The organism is Thalassotalea ganghwensis, from assembly GCF_053485795.1.
The window spans coordinates 46,377-65,663 of sequence record NZ_JBQRUM010000019.1 but is presented as its reverse complement, the minus strand read 5'-3'; the positions used below and the strand labels follow the sequence as shown (position 1 = coordinate 65,663).

19 protein-coding genes are annotated in these 19,287 nt (G+C 40.4%); 4 read left to right on the top strand and 15 right to left on the bottom strand.

The annotated features are described in order from the left end of the window. Positions 1-36: 36 nt before the first annotated feature. The 7 genes from hscB to trmJ all read right to left on the bottom strand — a co-directional run bounded on the left by hscB (position 37) and on the right by trmJ (position 4,827). Positions 37-564, bottom strand: coding sequence for a co-chaperone HscB (hscB, locus tag ACSLUH_RS16595; protein WP_448569039.1), 528 nt, complete (start codon positions 562-564; stop codon positions 37-39). A 31-nt stretch (positions 565-595) separates the two neighbouring features. Then, a complete protein-coding gene (gene iscA / locus ACSLUH_RS16590) occupies positions 596-919 on the bottom strand; it encodes an iron-sulfur cluster assembly protein IscA (protein ID WP_448569037.1) in 324 nt (107 codons plus the stop codon). Between the two features lie 16 nt (positions 920-935). Next, complete coding sequence (iscU, locus tag ACSLUH_RS16585; protein ID WP_448569035.1) at positions 936-1,319, bottom strand: Fe-S cluster assembly scaffold IscU; 384 nt, start codon at positions 1,317-1,319, stop codon at positions 936-938. 21 nt (positions 1,320-1,340) lie between these two features. Next, positions 1,341-2,555 carry an IscS subfamily cysteine desulfurase gene (locus ACSLUH_RS16580; RefSeq protein ID WP_448569033.1) on the bottom strand — a complete coding sequence of 405 codons (1,215 nt, stop codon included), beginning with the start codon at positions 2,553-2,555 and terminating at the stop codon, positions 1,341-1,343. Between the two features lie 33 nt (positions 2,556-2,588). Beyond that, on the bottom strand, positions 2,589-3,095 hold the full coding sequence (gene iscR, locus ACSLUH_RS16575; protein WP_448569031.1) for a Fe-S cluster assembly transcriptional regulator IscR: 507 nt from the start codon (positions 3,093-3,095) through the stop codon (positions 2,589-2,591). Between the two features lie 148 nt (positions 3,096-3,243). Next, on the bottom strand, positions 3,244-4,053 hold the full coding sequence (gene cysE / locus ACSLUH_RS16570; RefSeq protein ID WP_448569029.1) for a serine O-acetyltransferase: 810 nt from the start codon (positions 4,051-4,053) through the stop codon (positions 3,244-3,246). A gap of 18 nt (positions 4,054-4,071) precedes the next feature. After that, positions 4,072-4,827: a tRNA (cytosine(32)/uridine(32)-2'-O)-methyltransferase TrmJ gene (gene trmJ / locus ACSLUH_RS16565; protein ID WP_448569027.1), complete on the bottom strand. Its 756-nt coding sequence runs from the start codon at positions 4,825-4,827 to the stop codon at positions 4,072-4,074. 568 nt (positions 4,828-5,395) lie between these two features. On the opposite strand from trmJ, the gene suhB reads away from it, so the two are divergent. After that, positions 5,396-6,199 (top strand): inositol-1-monophosphatase, encoded by an 804-nt coding sequence (gene suhB, locus ACSLUH_RS16560; RefSeq protein ID WP_448569025.1) that lies wholly within the window; start codon positions 5,396-5,398, stop codon positions 6,197-6,199. A gap of 91 nt (positions 6,200-6,290) precedes the next feature. On the opposite strand, the gene ACSLUH_RS16555 is transcribed toward suhB, so the two are convergent. Further along, positions 6,291-8,564, bottom strand: a complete 2,274-nt coding sequence (locus ACSLUH_RS16555) for a putative bifunctional diguanylate cyclase/phosphodiesterase (RefSeq protein WP_448569023.1) — start codon at positions 8,562-8,564, stop codon at positions 6,291-6,293. Positions 8,565-8,741: 177 nt separating this feature from the next. Here ACSLUH_RS16555 and cobA point away from each other — a divergent pair, with 177 nt between their 5' ends. After that, positions 8,742-9,545, top strand: coding sequence for a uroporphyrinogen-III C-methyltransferase (cobA, locus tag ACSLUH_RS16550; protein ID WP_448569021.1), 804 nt, complete (start codon positions 8,742-8,744; stop codon positions 9,543-9,545). Between the two features lie 54 nt (positions 9,546-9,599). On the opposite strand, the gene ACSLUH_RS16545 is transcribed toward cobA, so the two are convergent. Genes ACSLUH_RS16545 through ACSLUH_RS16520 form a run of 6 tightly spaced genes read right to left on the bottom strand, consistent with a single transcriptional unit; the run spans position 9,600 to position 14,689 of the window. Next, positions 9,600-10,904, bottom strand: a complete 1,305-nt coding sequence (locus ACSLUH_RS16545) for a tetratricopeptide repeat protein (RefSeq protein WP_448569019.1) — start codon at positions 10,902-10,904, stop codon at positions 9,600-9,602. 12 nt (positions 10,905-10,916) lie between these two features. Then, a complete protein-coding gene (locus tag ACSLUH_RS16540) occupies positions 10,917-11,537 on the bottom strand; it encodes an energy transducer TonB (protein WP_448569017.1) in 621 nt (206 codons plus the stop codon). Between the two features lie 3 nt (positions 11,538-11,540). Continuing rightward, a complete protein-coding gene (locus tag ACSLUH_RS16535; protein ID WP_448569015.1) occupies positions 11,541-11,954 on the bottom strand; it encodes an ExbD/TolR family protein in 414 nt (137 codons plus the stop codon). Positions 11,955-11,969: 15 nt separating this feature from the next. Then, the gene (locus ACSLUH_RS16530) at positions 11,970-12,506 is read right to left on the bottom strand and encodes a MotA/TolQ/ExbB proton channel family protein (RefSeq protein ID WP_448569013.1); all 537 of its coding nucleotides are present in this window, start codon (positions 12,504-12,506) and stop codon (positions 11,970-11,972) included. 3 nt (positions 12,507-12,509) lie between these two features. After that, positions 12,510-13,868 (bottom strand): MotA/TolQ/ExbB proton channel family protein, encoded by a 1,359-nt coding sequence (locus tag ACSLUH_RS16525; RefSeq protein ID WP_448569011.1) that lies wholly within the window; start codon positions 13,866-13,868, stop codon positions 12,510-12,512. Between the two features lie 32 nt (positions 13,869-13,900). Then, a complete protein-coding gene (locus ACSLUH_RS16520) occupies positions 13,901-14,689 on the bottom strand; it encodes a DUF3450 domain-containing protein (protein ID WP_448569009.1) in 789 nt (262 codons plus the stop codon). 320 nt (positions 14,690-15,009) lie between these two features. On the opposite strand from ACSLUH_RS16520, the gene ACSLUH_RS16515 reads away from it, so the two are divergent. Together ACSLUH_RS16515 and ACSLUH_RS16510 are read left to right on the top strand one after the other, a co-directional pair. After that, positions 15,010-15,753, top strand: coding sequence for a substrate-binding periplasmic protein (locus ACSLUH_RS16515; protein ID WP_448569007.1), 744 nt, complete (start codon positions 15,010-15,012; stop codon positions 15,751-15,753). A gap of 53 nt (positions 15,754-15,806) precedes the next feature. After that, a complete protein-coding gene (locus tag ACSLUH_RS16510) occupies positions 15,807-16,457 on the top strand; it encodes a sulfotransferase family protein (RefSeq protein ID WP_448569005.1) in 651 nt (216 codons plus the stop codon). An 89-nt stretch (positions 16,458-16,546) separates the two neighbouring features. Here the strand turns inward: ACSLUH_RS16510 and ACSLUH_RS16505 are convergent, their stop codons facing one another. Further along, complete coding sequence (locus tag ACSLUH_RS16505; RefSeq protein WP_448569003.1) at positions 16,547-19,225, bottom strand: TonB-dependent receptor plug domain-containing protein; 2,679 nt, start codon at positions 19,223-19,225, stop codon at positions 16,547-16,549. Positions 19,226-19,287 lie beyond the last annotated feature (62 nt).

The following is a 19,287-nucleotide window of genomic DNA, read 5'->3' as shown; positions in this document are numbered from 1 at the left end:
TTTATGAATGAGGTATTTGATCACTTATTAATACGATTAGTCATCAAACAGTAAATCTTCAATTTTATCTAACTCTACTTGCAGCTTATGATAAAACGTTAGTTTACGAAGGTGTTGAGAAGCTTGCTTATTTGCTTGTTCGGTACGTTCATTCAAGCACGCTTGCATTGCGATAAAAATTTCTTGATATTCGGAGTCAAGTACTTGAGTTGCTTCAAAAATAGCGGTATCCGGATCATCGGAATGCTTAACATCATCCAACATTTCCCTTAGCTCCATTTGGCGCATCAAAAACATATTATCACTAAATGAAGCTTGTTCATTAGGCAATTCTACACCGCGCAACTCAAGCATGTATTGCGCTCTTTTCAAAGGGTTCTTTAACGTTTGAAAAGCATCATTAACTAACGTTGATTTCTTAACGGCCAAATTTCTGTCTTGGCTCGAAGCATGCGCAAACTTATCTGGGTGAACACTTTTTTGGATCGACTGATAACGCTCTGTTAGTGCCGTTGTATCAATATTAAAAACTTCTGGTAGACCAAAAATTTCAAAGTAATTCACAAGCGCTCCGAAGTACTGCAGTTATTTACTATTAAACGTTGAAGCTTTCGCCGCAACCACACTCGCCTTTAGCATTTGGGTTGGTAAACTTAAAGCCTTCGTTTAAACCTTCTTTAACAAAATCAAGTTCGATACCATCCAAATAAACTAAACTTTTTGCATCGATAATGATATTGACATCGTCAACTTCAAATAAACTATCATCTTCGTTCAGTTCATCAACAAATTCAAGGACATAAGCTAACCCTGAACACCCTGTTGTTTTGATACCTAAACGCAAACCAAGGCCTTTGCCTCGGTTTGCAATAAATGTTCTAACACGCTCTGACGCTGCTGGCGTCATAGTAACACTCATGGTTACTCCTTACTGCCTAACTAGTGTGTTTACTTTTATAATCTTCAATCGCCGCTTTTATTGCATCTTCTGCTAATATTGAGCAGTGAATTTTAACTGGTGGTAACGCTAATTCTTCTGCAATCGCTGTGTTTTTAATTTCAGCGGCTTCATCAATCGATTTACCTTTTACCCACTCGGTTACTAAAGAACTAGACGCGATAGCTGAACCACAACCATAGGTTTTAAACTTCGCATCTTCAATGATACCTAAGTCATTAATCTTGAGTTGTAGTTTCATAACGTCGCCACAAGCTGGGGCACCTACCATACCTGTTGCAACTTGTGGGTCATTTTTATCCATAGAACCTACGTTTCTTGGATTTTCGTAATGATCGATAACTTTTTCACTGTACGCCATAATAATCTCTCCCGATTGCTCTTAGTGAGCGACCCATTCAACAGAATCTAAATCTATACCTTCTTGGAACATTTCCCAAAGCGGTGACATTTCACGTAAATGACCGATTGATTTCTTAATCAAGTCAATAGCGTAATCAACTTCTTCTTCACTAGTAAAACGGCCGAAGCTAAAACGAATTGAGCTGTGCGCCATTTCATCATTCAAGCCTAACGCTCTTAATACATATGAAGGTTCAAGACTTGCTGAAGTACAGGCAGAGCCTGATGAAACCGCTAAATCTTTCAACGCCATGATTAATGATTCACCTTCAACGAACGCAAAACTAACGTTTAAGTTGCCTGGATAGCGTTTCTCAACATCACCATTAATGAACACTTGTTCCATATCGCTAATACCTGCCCATAAACGGTCACGCATTTTGGTAACGTGCGCTAAATCTTGTTCCATTTCTTCTTTAGCGATACGGCATGCTTCGCCCATACCAACGATTTGATGAGTAGCCAACGTGCCAGAACGCATACCACGTTCATGGCCACCTCCATGCATTTGAGCTTCTAAACGAATACGTGGCTTACGACGAACATATAGCGCGCCGATACCTTTCGGTCCATACATTTTATGCGCAGAAATTGACAATAAATCCACTTTCAACGCTTGCATGTCTACTGGAATTTTACCAACGCTTTGCGCAGCATCGACATGGAAGACAATTTTACGAGCTCGGCATAACTCGCCGATCTCAGCAATATCTTGGATAACACCGATCTCGTTATTAATATGCATAATTGACACTAACACCGTATCATCACGCATTGCTTCAACCAGCTTACCAAGGTCCAATAAACCGTTTGATTCCGGTTCTAAATAAGTCACTTCAAAACCTTGGCGCTCCATTTCACGGCAGGTATCAAGTACGGCTTTATGCTCGGTTTTACAGGTAATTATATGTTTACCTTTGCGTCCGTAGAAATTAGCAGCACCTTTAATGGCTAAATTATCTGACTCTGTGGCGCCCGAGGTAAATACAATTTCACGAGGATCAGCATTGATGAGCTCTGCCACCTGATTACGTGCAATGTCGACGGCTTCTTCAGCCTGCCAACCAAACTTATGCGAACGAGACGCAGGATTTCCATAAATCCCATCGGTTGTCATGTATTGCATCATTTTTTCAGCAACACGCTTGTCAGCAGGGGTTGTCGCTGAATAATCAAAATAAATCGGTAGCTTCATGGGCTATAATACTCCAACGCTTAAATTGACTGCCTAACAGTCATGCAAAATATTGGTTGTGGCAATTAATGTCTCAAGAGAGCCTTTAGGTTGCTTCTTGCTTTGCGAATTATCTTGTCGCTCAGATATTAATTGCACATTTCTTTGTTCTACGAGCTCTGACAAAGAAATACTCTGTAAAAATTCTTCAATTCGGTTACTTAAATCTTCCCAAAGTGTATGGGTTAGACACTGCTTGCCTGATTGACAATCTCCCTTGCCTCCGCATTTAGTTGCATTGACACTTTCGTCTACGGCACTGATAACATCAGCGATGGCAATTTCTGCCGAGCACTTACCTAAACGATAACCACCACCTGGACCTCTTACACTGTGAACAAGACCATGCTTTCTCAAACGCGAAAATAATTGTTCTAGATAAGACAAGGAAATGCCTTGACGTTCAGAAATATCGGCTAATGGAACGGGGCCAGACGCAGCGTGAATCGCAACATCTAACATAGCTGTTACCGCGTAGCGTCCTTTTGACGTTAATTTCATTACACACCCCTTAAGATTTGCCGCGCATTTTACATAACCATATAAATTAGTCAAGTTAATACCTGACTGTATTACTCAGGTATTTTAACGGATAGCTGAACAAGGTCAAGCAATACTTGACAAATTTAGTCAGGTATTGCCTTTAGGGCTATATTTCAGGATCAAAAGATTCGACTTGCGCTTGTCGGCGAGATGCTGCTGCTTTCTCATCTTCATCAAATTCACCGACTCTTAATTCAGGTAAAGCATCTTGGCAAACCTCACCACCCAATTTGTTAACTTCTTTACAAAGATCGGCGACTTTATGGTCCATTAAATGAACATGATCAAGCAACCGCCCTATCGCTTTAGCAACAGGATCGGGATTATCGGCAGAGACAGCGTAAGCATCGAAACCAAAGCGGCGAGCAGCTTGTTCTCGTTTAACTTTTTCACTTTGGCCATTTTTATCATTAACAATACGAGCAGGTATACCAACCGCTGTCGCGTTTTCCGGCACATCTTTAACCACGACAGAGTTTGAACCAACTTTACCGCCAGCGCCTATCGTTATAGGGCCAAGTACTTGAGCGCCTGCGCCAATGACCACTTTATTACCTAATGTTGGGTGGCGTTTACCCGCATTCCAACTGGTACCACCTAGCGTTACACCATGATAAAGCGTCACATCATCGCCGATTTCGGCTGTCTCCCCAATAACAATACCCATGCCATGATCAATAAAAACACGTCTTCCTAAGGTAGCGCCGGGATGAATTTCTACCCCTGTTAACCATCTTGAAAAAGTCGAAAGCAACCTCGCCAACAATTTAAAATTATGTCGCCACAGCTTATTACTCAACCGGTGGATCCAAATAGCATGCATACCTGGATAGTTGGTTAAAACCTCAAACCAGTTCCGTGCTGCGGGATCTCTATCAAAGACACTATTGATATCTTCTTTGATGCGACTAAACATATTCGACCTATTCCTTTTCTATATTGACTTTTTCTTCGCCGCTTTTTCAATAGACGACAAAATTCCACGCCACATTTTGACTTCTTTCATATCTGGGCGCGCACGATTAATAAATCGTCTCAGTTTGGTCATCACTAATCCTGGATGACTTGGGATGATAAAACCTGTTGCTTTTAAAGCACTTTCAAAATGCTCAAACATACGTTCAGTTTCATCAACGACTGGATACACTTCTTCCTCGTCGCTTCTATCAGGATTCGCTTTTTCTAATGCCTGCTGTTTTGTAACCTCAAGGTAAGCCATGCGTACTTCATAGCTTAATGTTTGTACCGCCATCGCTAAATTAAGTGAGCTATATTCAGGGTTAGCTGGAATTTGTACATGAAAATGGCAAAGTTGTAGCTCTTCATTAGTTAAGCCACTGCTTTCTCTACCAAAAACTAATGCAACCGGATAATCCTTTACTTCTTCTATCAGCTTTTCACCACACTCTCGTGGTTCAAGCATCGGCCAAGGTAAGGTCCGAGAACGAGCGCTTGTGCCAACGACTAATCCACAATCACTGATTGCTTCTTCTAACGTTTTAACCACTTTCACGTTTGCCAACACATCTGTAGCCCCAGCAGCCAAGGCTTGTGCTTGTCCATTAGGCATCTCTATGGGATCAACTAAAATCAACTGGCTCAGCCCCATCGTTTTCATCGCTCTCGCCGCGGAGCCAATGTTGCGGCAGTCACTGGTATTAACCAAGACTATTTTTACTGAATCTAACATGACGTATCTTTTACTTAATAATAAATGAATTACATTAAACGCCACTACACAGATAACTATCTAGATGGCTAAAAATTTCGGCAATAGTAACATAGAAGGGCAAAGTTGTACTGAAAAAAATCATTCTTTGACTCATGTAGTTAGAGCTTTGTACTCTTTACTGTGCTTATTTGTACTAGCAACTATTTCGAATTATCGCTGTCAAGACCTTACTAAGGACGCCTGATGTTGAGAGTGAGGTTACCTTACACAAATGAATAATTGAAAAATGGCTTGTCGTAATCAATCTCATCTCGTTAAGTTTGCGTTGTGTTTGAGGGATACTTGTTAACGACTGTAGTAACTTTTTAATCAATTATGCTTCCCACCTGAGATCGTTTAAAAACAATCAAAGTGGTTTCTTGTGACATCATCAAATAAAAAGCTATGAAATCATTACAAAAATATTCGAAAGCTAAAAATAATCGCTTATACCATCAATAACTGCTATAATCCGCGCCGCTTAATTTCGAATGTGAAATTAAGGACGTTCTTTTACAATGCTGTTAACTAATTTTAAGGTGATGATATGCATCCTATGCTAAATATTGCTGTACGCTCTGCTCGTGCCGCTGGAAATGTAATTGTTCGTGCTTTTGAACAAGAAGACCGTGTTGAAGTCGAATCCAAAGGCACCAATGACTTTGTTTCAAACATTGATATCACTGCTGAAAAAACTATTGTTGACAGTATTCTTAAAGCCTACCCTACTCACACGATAATTGGTGAAGAATGTGGTTTAATTGAAGGTAAAGACGATGATTATCAGTGGATAATTGATCCGATTGATGGCACCACAAACTTCGTTAAAGGCATTCCACACTTTGCCGTATCAATTGCCTTAAAAGTTAAAGGTAAATTAGACCAAGCGGTTGTCTATGATCCTATTCGTGGTGAATTATTTACTGCTAGCCGTGGTAAAGGTGCGCAACTTAACGGGTTTAGAATCCGCGTTAAACAACCAAAAGAGTTAACCGGTGCTGTTTTAGCGACGGGTTTTCCATTTAAGCAAAAACAACACATGAATGCCTATCTTGATATTTTCAAAACACTGTTTACGAAAACTTCTGATATGCGCAGAGCTGGCTCAGCAGCACTAGATTTAGCTTATGTGGCCGCTGGTCGCGTAGATGGCTTCTTTGAGTTAGGCTTAAAACCTTGGGATACAGCTGCTGGTGAATTGCTTGTGGTCGAAGCTGGTGGTTTAGTAACCGACTTTACTGGTGGTCATAATCACGGAACATCTGGAAATATTGTTGCAAGTAGCCCAAGATTATTAAAAGAGATCGTTCAAGATATTCGTCCACTGCTAAATGACGCGCTTCGCAAATAACGCTGGCAGTTGATCGAACAAATTCACTTAAAGAGAGTCAGAGGTAATCTTTGTGCCTTTGGCTCTTTTTTTATCTAGCTTCTGTCCGCAATTAGCCTAAATGAGTTTGACTTTGCTGTGGTATACGCTCTTGCAGAAACTTCATCAGTTCTTTTTCTCGCAGCGGTTTACTGAACCAGTATCCTTGTATTTCATCACAACAATGCTTTTTTAAAAAGTCGACATGAACCTGCTCTTCTACACCTTCAGCGATAAGCGTTAAACCCAAGTTTTTACCGAGGCTAATAATAGTGTTGACGATCGCTTTATCCTCATCATTGGTATGGCTTTCCCGAATAAAACTCTGATCGATTTTTAATTTATCCACAGGAAACTGTTTTAAATAAGATAGTGATGAATAGCCTGTACCAAAATCATCAATGGATAAAGATAACCCCATTTTTTTAAGATGGTTCAATACCTCAATGGTATTTTGTTCATTATGAAGGAATACTCCTTCAGTAATTTCTAATTCTAAATTTTTTGCGGGTAGCTGTGCGTTTGCTAATGCTTGACTGACACTATGACAAAACTGTGGATGGGAAAACTGCCGCGCCGAAATATTTACCGCGACAACGATGTCTATTAATCCTTCGTCAATTAACTGTTTTGCAAGTAGGCAAGCATTGACTAAAATCCAATGGCCTATCTCTACAATCAATCCAGATTGTTCAGCTAACGGAATAAAATCTACTGGTGATATCACTTGACCTTGATGCTCCCAACGCACGAGTGTCTCTACACCAACGACTTGGTTAGTTTGCAAACTCAGTTGTGGCTGGAAAGTGAGATAGAGCTCATCCAACGCCACTGCGTTGCGCAATCTCGCCAGTAGTTGTTGATTCTTATCTAAATGCTGGGCTTGCTCTGCATCAAATAACATAAAATTTTCATGATCTTGTTGGCCTAGCAAAGACAAAGCAGTATGAGCATTTTTAATCAATTCATTGGCATTATTGCCATGTTCGGGAAAACGAGCAAAACCAAAGTCTAGCTCGGCAAAAAACTCCCCGTGACTGGTAACCAGTGGACGCTGAGTTGCCATCGTTATGTCTTTGGTTAACTTCTGTAAAGCTAAATGTTCGATTTGACTGGTTAATACCACAGCAAATTGTTGCTGGTTCAAGTGATAAAGTTTTACCTTAGGTGGCAAGCATTTATCCATCAGTTTTGCGACACTGCGCATCAAACTCGTCGCCGCATCCAAGCCAAGGGTGCTTAACGTTTCATTAAATTGCCTAATTTCAATGATCCCTATTGCTAGCGATTTAGACTGCGCTAGCAAGTTTTCGACATCGAGTTTGAACTGGTAGTTATTGGCCAATTGTGTTTCTTGATGGGTAAATGCTAGGTTGAGCACTTCTTGCTCCGCAAGCTTTTGCTGAGTAATGTCGTGAATATGAATATCGTAAGCATCTAATGACTGATGCCAATAAATATTGGATTGAAGGATGGTTTTACCAATGGTCTGCTCTAACCGGATACTTTGACTTTTGCTACGCCCTATTTTTTGGCGCAGATCAGTAAAATTTGACGGTAACAAGTTGTTTACCGCCGTTTTTTCAAAGCCCAAGCGCTGCGCCATCTTTTCACTGGCGGGGTTATGAAAGACAACCTCACCAGTATTACTTACACTAATGATAGGGTTTGGATTGGCATGAGAGAACATTGCTAATCGCGTAGTTTTTGCCTGCGTTAGTATGTACTGACGAACATACCAAGAAACAATTGCTGCAACAATTAACAGCACTAATGCGAATACCCCCACCAACCAGTGGGTTGTCATTACTTTATCAATTGTCGACTGATAGGTTTGTTGTGTTTTGGTCTGCGTTTCCTGTTCAATAAACAGCAACGTCGGCATTAACTCTCGCCTAGTTTGCGATATTTGGCTCAAAACATCGCGCATTTCGTCCCAGTTATCATCCTGAATTAACATTAGCTGATGAAACTGCTCAAATAATTCGGATATTGTTTGCTGGCTCGACAAGATAGTGGTCAGTTGCAGAGGAAATTTCTGACTCGCTCTAATAGCGCCTAAATGCATATTGAAGTTTTGATTTACTTCAGCAGATTTACTTAAAAATACCTCGTGGTTTTGATCGCTGTAATACTCATAAATAATGCGCTCTTGTTCAACCAAATCGGCCATTAACTCTTTAATACTAATGAGCACAGGCAAACGCTGCTCCACTAACTCCTCCGTATTAACCTTTACTTGATCAGACGAGTTAAATACGATGACTGATAAAACCAACCCCATTAAAATGGTGGCACCAGCTACAATTGAAGCTCTTTTTAAGTAAGGTTTTACAAGACTAGCCATAAGGTTTCCTTTCAAGACTTATTATCAGACAGAGCTTTGCGCTTTAAAATTGCGTAACTCGTAGATTAATGTGTCTGCCTTCATTTTTACTACGAGTGATCCAGATCGACAAGTTTACATAGATCAACCTTATATTAACGAGTAAACTATCGCAAAGTTTCTATTGTTATCTTAGCTATGTCATTTCCAAGCAGTCTTCATAAACAAGCGTTTAAACACGGCGAAGTCGCCTTAGTTGGCACAGGCCCTGGCGATCCTGAGCTATTAACTATTCAGGCATTTAACTTTATTAAACAAGCTGACATTGTCATATTTGATCGCTTAGTCAGTCCAGAAATTATGGCGTTGGTGCCTGAATTTTGTGAAAAAATATACGTCGGTAAAAAACAAGCGAAACATAAAATTCCACAAGATGGCATCAATCAGTTATTGGTTGATCATGCAAAGCTAGGTAAAAAAGTGGTCAGACTTAAAGGTGGCGATCCCTTTGTTTTTGGTCGAGGCTCTGAAGAAGCTCAGTATGCTTTGAAAAACGGTATTGCATGCCACATTGTTCCAGGAATGACTGCCGCTTCGGCTTGCTCTAGCTATGTCGGTATTCCATTAACCCATAGAGAAGTTGCCCGAAGTGCAAGTTTAGTCACCGGACACGTTAAAGATTGTGGTGAGTTAGACTTGCCTTGGCATACGCTAAGCGATCCTAAACAAACTGTTGTTTTTTATATGGGGGTAAAGAGTTTGCCAACCATATGTGAACAGCTTATCGCAGCTGGTCGAGACAAAAATACCCCGGCTGCGGTAATATATAAAGGAACAACGCCTGAACAAAAACTTTATCGCGGCTGTCTAATTAGCCTGCCGGAGCTCGTTGAAAAACACCAAGTTAAACCACCAAGCCTCATCATTATTGGTGGCGTTGTTGAAACCTTTGATGAAAAGCAATTAACTAATCTCGGTTACTTATCACCTATTAAAAAATAGATAATAAAAAAGGCTTTCATAGGAAAGCCTTTTTTAACCGCTTATTGACATCGATTATTGGCGCAACATCGCGAGACGTTGTTGTTGGCCTTGTTCACGCTCAACATACTTGTACCATTGTTTGGCGGTTTTCTCCGAGGAAGCAATATCTTGAGCTTGATTAAAGGCAATCAACGACTGCTCAAAATTTCCAATATTAAAATAGCTCATGCCAAGCACTAAATGCATATCACCTTCGCGCTTAATGCCGCCGCGTTCTAACGCATTATCTGCCGAGTCTATTGCTTCTTGCCACATTTCTAAATTTAAAAATGATTGCGCTAACATAACATCAAACTTACCGGTTTCGGCAATTTTCGCTGCTTGTTGTAACACTGGAATTGCCTTTTTATCATCTTTAGCAGAAATATAGGCGAGCGCTAAGCTTTCCAAGTTACGTTCGTTTGCAACAACCTGCCCACTATCGATAGCTTTTTCTAGTAAAACTGCCGCTTTATAGGGTACTTGGTGGTATCGATACAATTGTGCAAGTGCAAGAATATCTTGCGATTTCTCGATATAACCTGCTTGATATGCAGTTTCCATCACCGCTAATTGCTTATCTTCTTTACCTATTTCACCGTACATCGCTGCTAGTTGTAACCAGTATTCTGGCTTAGGATAATGCTTAACCAGCTGTTCCATCACCTCTGTAACTTCCACAGGCTGTTTGAGCTCATAAAAATTAGCACGAAGTAATGTTAGCCAGTTTTCCTTAGCTATTTCGCCTTGTTGTTCTTTTAATGCTATCGCTTGTTTAACAGAAGTTAACGACTGTTGAAATTGCTTATCTTGATAATAGATCTGGGCGAAAGTGATGTGTTGATCAGCATTTAGCGGTTTTGAATTTATCGCTTGCCACTGCTCTAGGTAAGCTAATGATTGCTTAAAGTTTTGTTGCTGCATCGACAGTTGCGATAATGAATATAACGTTGCTAAGCGCAATGAACTCGGAATTGCTTGCTGAGCAACGACATTTTCAAAGCTGTTAATTGCACCATCGAGATTCTCATTACCATAATGCATAAAACCATAGAAATTCCATAGCATGGCAACTTCATAACTATTGAGACTATCGATTTTATCTTTTACTTCATCAAGAATAGCTAACCCACCGGCCTTATCACCGGCATCAGCGACTTGTTGTGCTCGTGCAAGTTGCGTATACACTCGATTACGCATCGCAGGAACACGAACACTTTCTTTCGTGTTGCTTTCAGCTGTTGGCTCTCCACCAAAAGCCAAGCAGTGATTAGTTAAGACATCAGACGAAATCAATACAACGAGAAATAACGTAGCAGATAATTTTATAGTTTTCATTTGTCTCTCCTGTTAACCGTCTATTTCAAACGATATTTTATTTTGAACGCCCGCTACTTCCATCGCTTCACCATCAACAACGCGCGGTTTATATTTAAACTTTAATGCGGCATCTAATGCCGCTCGGTCGAAGATACCTTCAGGCTCTGCTTTTACAACAACGGGATCTCTAACCGCGCCAGTTTTGGTGACGACAAACTCTACGATAACGTAACCTTCAATACCTCTTGACTGTGCTCGACGCGGATAGATAGGGGCAACTTTCACGATAGGCAAATAATCGCCATCACTAGCATCTAGACTTAATCCACCACTAAGGCCTGAATCTACCGCAACATCCGCAGTAAAGTTAGTTGATGCCAGTGCATTCGTTGATTGGCTTTGTTCCATTTGTGGTGGTTGCAACTGAGGTGGTGGCTCTTTCGGCTTCGGTGGCTTTTGAGGTTTACGCTCTTTTTTTACCACCGCTTCGTCTTGTTTCAAACGAATGAAGTCAAGCACCTTACCTCGTGCAGGCTCTGTTAACACGCCATCGCCACCAGAAATTAGCGACTGCATGCTAAACATTAAAACAAACGTTGTTAACGCCGCTAATACGAGGGCAAGTGAATAACGTTTCAACTGTTGCTGCATGACTTAAACCTCTTGTGCGGCAATTGAAACGTCAAACACACCTGCCGCTCTGGCTGAATCCATCACTTTGATCAAAATATCAGTTGTCGCCTTCTTATCAGCTTGGATAACTACTGTCCCTTGCGGGTTTTCAGCTTTTAAGCGTTCGATATTGGCTTGTACAGCACGAACATCAATCTTACGTTTGTTGATCCAAATATCGCCTTTATCACTGATGGCTACTAGGATATTCGCTCGCTCTTTTTTCACCGCCGTTGCGGCTTCAGGACGATTTACCTCGATACCCGCTTGTTTAACAAAGGTTGCGGTAACGATAAAGAAAATCAAAAGAATAAAGACAACGTCCAACATAGGCGTCATGTTAATTTCTTCCGCTTCCTCTTGTTCTTGTAACATTTTTGCTAATTGAGATCGCATCTCACTTATCCTTATTTAACTGTGTGAATAGACCATTGGAAGGCTATCTTCCATTTGCTCTGTTCTACGTTTAATTTTTCGTTGTAACCAGGTAACAATAAATACCCCAGAGAGAGAACCCACCATACCCGCCATGGTTGGAATGGTGGCTTTAGAAACACCTGAAGCCATTGAGCGCGCATTACCACTGCCTGAGATTGCCATAACATCAAATACTTCAATCATTCCTGTTACCGTGCCCATCAGTCCAAGCAATGGACATAACACCACCAAACATTGAATGAGAGCGACATTCTTATTTAACAACTCATAAGCTCTAGACACCTGCGCTTGACGGATTTGCTCGGCATTCCAAGAGTGCTTGTCTTGGCGTTGTTGCCATTGTTCGATAATGTCTTGCTTGACTTTCTTATAGCTTGCTAAGAAAAAATACAGACGCTCGAAGATCAGCAACCACATCACAAAAATGACGCCGGCAATGACGGTCAGCACCTGACCGCCTGTGTCCATAAACTCCCTGATGCTATTCATCATTTCGATGAACATAACCATGGTTTACGCTCCTTTTTCCGCACGTTCAGCAATAATGCCCGCACTTTGCTGTTGCAAGATATTGATGATATTGCGGCTACGACTATTGAGTAGCGTAGAAATAAACACCATTGGAATCGCAACAACCAAGCCAAGTACGGTGGTAACAAGAGCTTGTGAAATGCCGCCAGCCATTAACTTAGGGTCACCTGTACCAAATAGCGTGATGGCTTGGAAAGTGTTAATCATCCCCGTTACCGTACCGAGAAGACCGATTAACGGAGCAACGACTGAAATAATTTTAATCAATGTTAAACGCGTTGTTAGTACCGGAACTTCTTGCAAAATTCGTTCGGATAACTTCAATTCTAAGGTTTCAACATCAGCATCTTTGTTTTCATCTTTAACTTGCATCACTCGGCCAAGGGGGTTGTTGGCATCAGCAACATCACTTTTCAATTGACGATTAACTTTACCGCCAATTAAGTACAAGGTGACAAAACGCTCTAACGCAATCAGTAATCCGACTAAACCAATCGCTAAAATGACGTAACCAACAGAGCCGCCTTGTTCAACACGCTCTTGCGTGTTCGGGGCTTGTACCAGCAATCCAACGATCGAACCACCTGTTGGGTCTAATGCAAATGGAACAACTTCACCTTGAGATTGCGTTAAATCTTTGGCAGTAGATAAGTAACGGCTTGAAGGTTGACGGATCAACTCTGCAACAGAGCCCGTTTCATCGATATATTCCAAATATTTTCCATTAGCAACTAAGTTAAAACCACCAACTCTCAACACTTGTTCTTGGCTTTTACTGCCATCAGCGGCGACAACTTCACGACTAAAACGCACGACTTTACCTGATTCTGTCATCTCTTGTTGCAGCGCAAACCAAAGGCGTTCAATTTCTTCTATCGAAGCAAGCTTAGAGCTAGATGCCATACTTTGAGCAAACTCTTCTAAGAATTGGCCGCGATTAGGTAATTGAGCAGAAACAACCGATGTTTGAAATTTACTTTGCGTATCTCCAGCCACTTGTTGAAGTACACCAAATAATTCTTTTAGCTCACCCATACGTTTATTCAGGGCGTCACTCGCATTGGCAATATCAACTTCGTTACGTTGAAATTGCGTTTCTAATTCCGTTGACAAAGCGATGGCACGATCTCTTTCAGCTTTAGCGTCATTTAACAGCTCGTCTTGCTGATCTTTACGTGCGATAAATTGCGCTTCTCGTTCTGCATTTTGCTTACTTTGTGCGATTTGACCTTGCGCTAACTTATCTAATAACTTATCAAGCTCATTAGCAGGTTGTGCCAACACCATGGTTGAGATCATCATCAACATCGCTACGATGCCTGCAATGTAAAAATGTTTCATGTGAGTTTCCTTAAAATACGTGTAACAGGCGATTAAAGCGTTGCATTTTGAGCAACAGGAACGATTAACAAATCAGGAGCAAGTTGCTTACGTGCAATGCGAAGGCCTTTTTTGATGTCGGCTCGATAACTTGCATCTAAAGGCTCCCATTGACTACTTTCTGCATTCCAACGCCCCATTTGTTGACCATCGCGAGTTTGATAAATCAGGCTTACACGGCCTATGCGTAAGAAATCGACGTCGACTTCCTGACCATCAATAGTTTGCAAACCGGTATAAGCTTCAATGGTGCGGCCGTAATCAACTTCTACTTGGTAAGCTTCTAATACACGACGAAATTTCTCAGAAACAGCAACGTCTGCACGCGTCAGTAAATCTTTTAAATCATTAATACGCTTGCTACGCTCTTCAGGTAAGAACGGGATATCTAAAGAAACAAATTCCGCCAAAGTATCAATCATTCGTGCCATTAACGGCGAAACTTGACGTTCAATTATGCTGACTTGCTCCATCGATTGGGCAATTTGATTGAGTTCTTTTTGCTGATTATCTAACTGAGCTTGCATTTGCTGGTTATAGACATTTAAGCCATCAAGCTCTTTATTAACCACTTTAAATTGTTGAAGTTTTGTTTGAATTTGATCAGTGATCTTGTCAATTTTTTGTTGTGATTTATTTGCTGAGGTATTGATTTTTTTACCCGCTTCAACCACCTGATCAAGTTCTTGAGCATTTACACTCGAGATCGTTAACATTGTCGATAATGTCAAAACCGCAGCACATTTGGCTACTGGTAACATTGAACTTACCAATTGTTTCATAGTTAAACCTTATTAATTTATGCTGAACATCAGCATTGATGCTGGATAATTATTAAGTTTTCCAGCGATTAAACTTGTGGCTAATTTTAAATATGAAATGTGACAATGAAGTTTCACTAATATTGCAACTTTATTAAATGACAAAAAAGTGACAATTTTCTTACGTTTACTATAGTTAGAGAGTAATGGTATTTATGTATGTTTCGATTGTTATTACTGGTAAAGCAACTCGGTAAAATGTATCGTTAATACAACTACTTTTAGTTTACTAAGATAGTGCTACCGTGATTACTATCGAACAAATATACTAAAACAAGCTGATGATGAAACCACTGATAACGGCAATCTTATTTAATTTTTTTACCATGACTGCATGGGCAACAAGCTATCATTTTGCCGCAATAGAACATTTAGCAGAGCAAGAAGTTGGTAAGATAATTATCACTGCTGTTTATAAAAAGCTTGGCTATGATATTGAGATTAGCTCCTATCCTGGAAAGCGAGCTGAGCATGACGCTAGCAAAGGGATAAAGGATGGAGAAATTATGCGCATATGGACATATGGTGACCAAAATCCGAGTTTAGTTAGGGTACCGACGCCCTATTATTATTTGGTAACTACCGCTTTTATCAGAAAAGATACTCAAGTAGAAATATACAGCAAGGCAGATCTTGCTAAATATCGACTCGGCCGTGTTAGAGGCATAAAGCATACCGACAATATCACAGAAGATATGCCTAACGTTGTTGAAGCAAACTCAACAGCTAATATGTTTAAATTACTTGATAAAGGTATTATTGACGTTGCACTCGCAGACTACATTGACGGTCAATGGGTAATAGCAAATCATCCAAGCTTAAGTAATATCTACGCCCACCCAGAGTTCTTAGCAAAGTGGTCGTTATATCATTACCTACACAAAAAGCATCAGGCGTTGGTGCCGAAAGTAGATAAGGTGATAAAAGAGATGACTAACTCTGGCGAATTAGCCCAGCTGATAGATAACGCCAGAGCACAAGTATTTGGTGTCAAAGAGCTTGACCTTGCTGTAAAATCGCTTTAACGATACTTCTCCCTTTTTAACTTACTAAGTTACCACAAAACATCTTTCAGCTAATGACTGCGTTAAATAAAAATAAAATCTTTATTATCGGTTTACCAAGAACAGGCACAACCAGTATCTGTGAGGCCATGTTAAAGTTAGGCTTTAGCGTTGCTCATACCGCTTATACCCAGCAAACTTTTAATAACGCACAAGTGCTTGCAGACACGCCAATTTTTCATGATTTTGAGCTTCTTGATCAATACTACCCTAACAGCAAATTTATCCTGCTAACCCGAGATTTATCGCTATGGTTACCCTCGATTAAGCAACTACTCAATCGCATGAGCAAAAACCTGCTTTGCGATGATGGTGGCTTTAACCCCCATATAAAACGTTGTTACTTAGCGACCTTTTCACCGTTTACACTCGACAATATTAATCAGGATGACTTTCTCATTAATTGCTATCGTAAACATTTTGCTAGGACACAACATTATTTTAAAAACAAAAAGAGTCAGCTGCTGACTATCGATATCAGCGAAGATAAAAGTTACCAAGCGTTATGTCGATTTGTCGACAAAGAAGACCCTTATGGTCAATTTGCTCACTTAAACATTGGTGGCAAAGTCACTGCTTGGAAAGACATCACCCATCAAGCAAAAATCAGCTCTACGAAAAATGGTAAAGCATCAGACTTAGCTTACTTAATAAAGCAGGTTTAGATTTTTATATAACCTGGAATATAAACCTTCTTAAATTTTATAATAAAAAACTCAGCCGAAGCTGAGTTTTTCAATAGTGGCTCTAGCAGTTAAAAATCATAGTTGTAGCTAAGACTAATCGCTGTACCAATTTCTTTTTCTCGAACCGTGATACCAGATTGAGTGACCTCTGTAGATTCATCAAGTAAGTTCTTCACTTTTAGCTTAATCTGGGAGTTAAAGTCAGGGTAATAGGTATAAACAAGGTCTAAAGAGTGAAATGGTTGTTCCATAGCATCTTCACGACCACCCACTCCTGATGCGATGATTCGCTCACCAAAAACATTGTAAACTAATGAACCAGAATGATTACCATCGGCCGAATCATAGTTTAACTGTAAATTAAAGACATATTCAGAGTGACCGCTCATTCGCTTTGTTGGGTTGGTTAAGTTCCCCGCAAGCCCCGGATCAATTTCAACTTCAGAATCACTATAAGTAATATTACCTGAGGTAAAAAATCCCTCAGCAAGGTAAACCAAGTCATGCATCCACTCAAACTCAACCCCAGCAACCGTTGCTTTTTCTCCGTTAACAAACGTCGCAGAATAATCTTCATCACCTACTTGTAAAATGGTTTCAATCGGGGATTGAATATCTTTATAAAAAGCGGCAATCGAATAGTTATCGCCATTGTCAGCATAGTATTCGTATCGTAGATCATAGTTTTGAATTGGGCTACTTTGTAAACCAATACGACCAAACGTACGAATATCCGTTAATGGGTCATAGTACGCAACAGGTACAACTTCACGAAGGTCAGGACGAACCACAGTTTCACCGTAACTTGCCCTTACTTGATACTGATCGCTACCCAAGTAAGTAAATGCTAATGAAGGAAAAACATCGTCTTGGCTAATACTACCGGCCTCAATTTTATCAGGTGCCCAAAAAATATTTAGCTCTTCTGCGCCAAAAATTAAACTTGAAGTACCAATTGAGGATTGTTTAAATTCTTCATATCGTAAACCACCACTTACGCGGTACTTATTGTAAATAAGATCAAATGCACCGTAAGCCGCATCAATTTTCTGCGCGGCAATATAGTCGTCGGCATCTGGCGCCGTTGGCTCGTTAAAGTCAACTAAAATACGTTGTCCATCGATAAAGTCATCCGTTAAGTAACCGCTATTAGATAACGGTGATTGACTGCCATCGTTAATGTCTATTCCAGAACCTGATTTGTTGTGAACAGCAAAGCTTGAAGTGGTATAGTTACGACCTCTATCAGAAAAATCGTATCCCGCTTTAAACTCAAGTTCATAACCTTCCCCGTAAATAGGCAAGGTTACATTACCACCATAGGAATTAACTCGGTCTTCCATATCAGTGTAAGAATAAACAGCTCGGTTATCGTCACCGGTAATATTAGAGCCAATATAGCTGCCGCTATTGAAGTTATCTCTAAAATTATATTTTGCCTGGAATGGGATCTCAGTTAACGCTTTTGACCGTGTATACTGCCAATCAAACCCAAGTCCCCAATAATCTGTCAAGGTATGCTGACCAAGTAGCTGGGTAACTTGCAATGTCCTTTCTTCATAGTCAAACTCATGAACACGATTGGCGCGATCGTCGGTGGTAATCGTGTAAACCGTGCTTCCAGCAGGGCTCTGTAGATTAGCCACTTCAACTTCATCTTCGTTGTCGGCTAAATATAAGTTATTTATCGAAACAGAGTGACTACCTACCTTATACCCTAAGTTAAAAACACCACTTAAACGTTCACTTTCTGTAGTAACCGTTGAGTCCTTAACGGTATTAAAACATGAGTTAGCCACATCTTCTGCCGTTGCTAATGATGTCGAACAATCTGATTCAATATTTTGTGAAATAACCTTAGTAGATTTCTTTGCAGAATCCCATTTATTTTCATAACCAACTGATGCTAGAAAACCGATAGTGCCACCAAAATAGTCTTCTTCAAAGCTATTGCCAATATGCGCTTTAATGTTATAAGCAGGATCAATCGATTGCTCTGAAATAACTAAATCGCGTGGTAAAGTCTTTAACAAGTTATTATTAATCGCGATCGCTTGTTCAGAAACCGTTTGTGTTTCGGTATCTTCTAAACCTGAACGTTTGATGATATTGTCAATAGTAAAACGACCACGATACTGAACTATCGCCGTTTTCAGTTCAGGAGATATATCACCACTTGGTCTGTCATAGCTGAAGCCATCGTTGGCACTTGAATCATGAGCAACCCCTAATTCAATGCCTGAAGTAAATTCACTTGGTACTGATTTAGTGCGAATATCAATAGCACCACCACCAAAAGCTGCAGGCATATTTGCAGAGAATGCCTTTTGTACCGCCATACTTTCGATAATGCTTGAAGGGAAAATGTCCAGAGGAACAACGTTTCGTGTTAAATCTGGACTGGGAATTTGGGCACCGTTCAAGCGAGCACTTGAATAACGCTCACCAAGGCCTCGTACGTAAATAAATTTTCCATCGACTAGTGTTAAACCGGTTACACGCTTCAACGCAGAAGCAGCATCGCTGTCGCCGGTGCGCGACATCTGTTCAGATCCTAAGATATCGGCTACAAACGCTTGATTTTTGCGCTCTGCTACAACTGCTGCAGCACTTCCTTGTAAACGCGTTGCTTTGGCAACTACTTCTTCCATCACTTGCTCTTCTTCAGCCAAAGCAGCATGGGTGTAGCTGAACAAACCTAGCCCCACAGCAATCGCTAGCTTTTGGAGTTTATGTTGATTTGTCATTTTGTATTCCTAATTCAGTGTTCAATAAAAAGGCGCCCGTATAAAATGACGCGGCGCCTTAT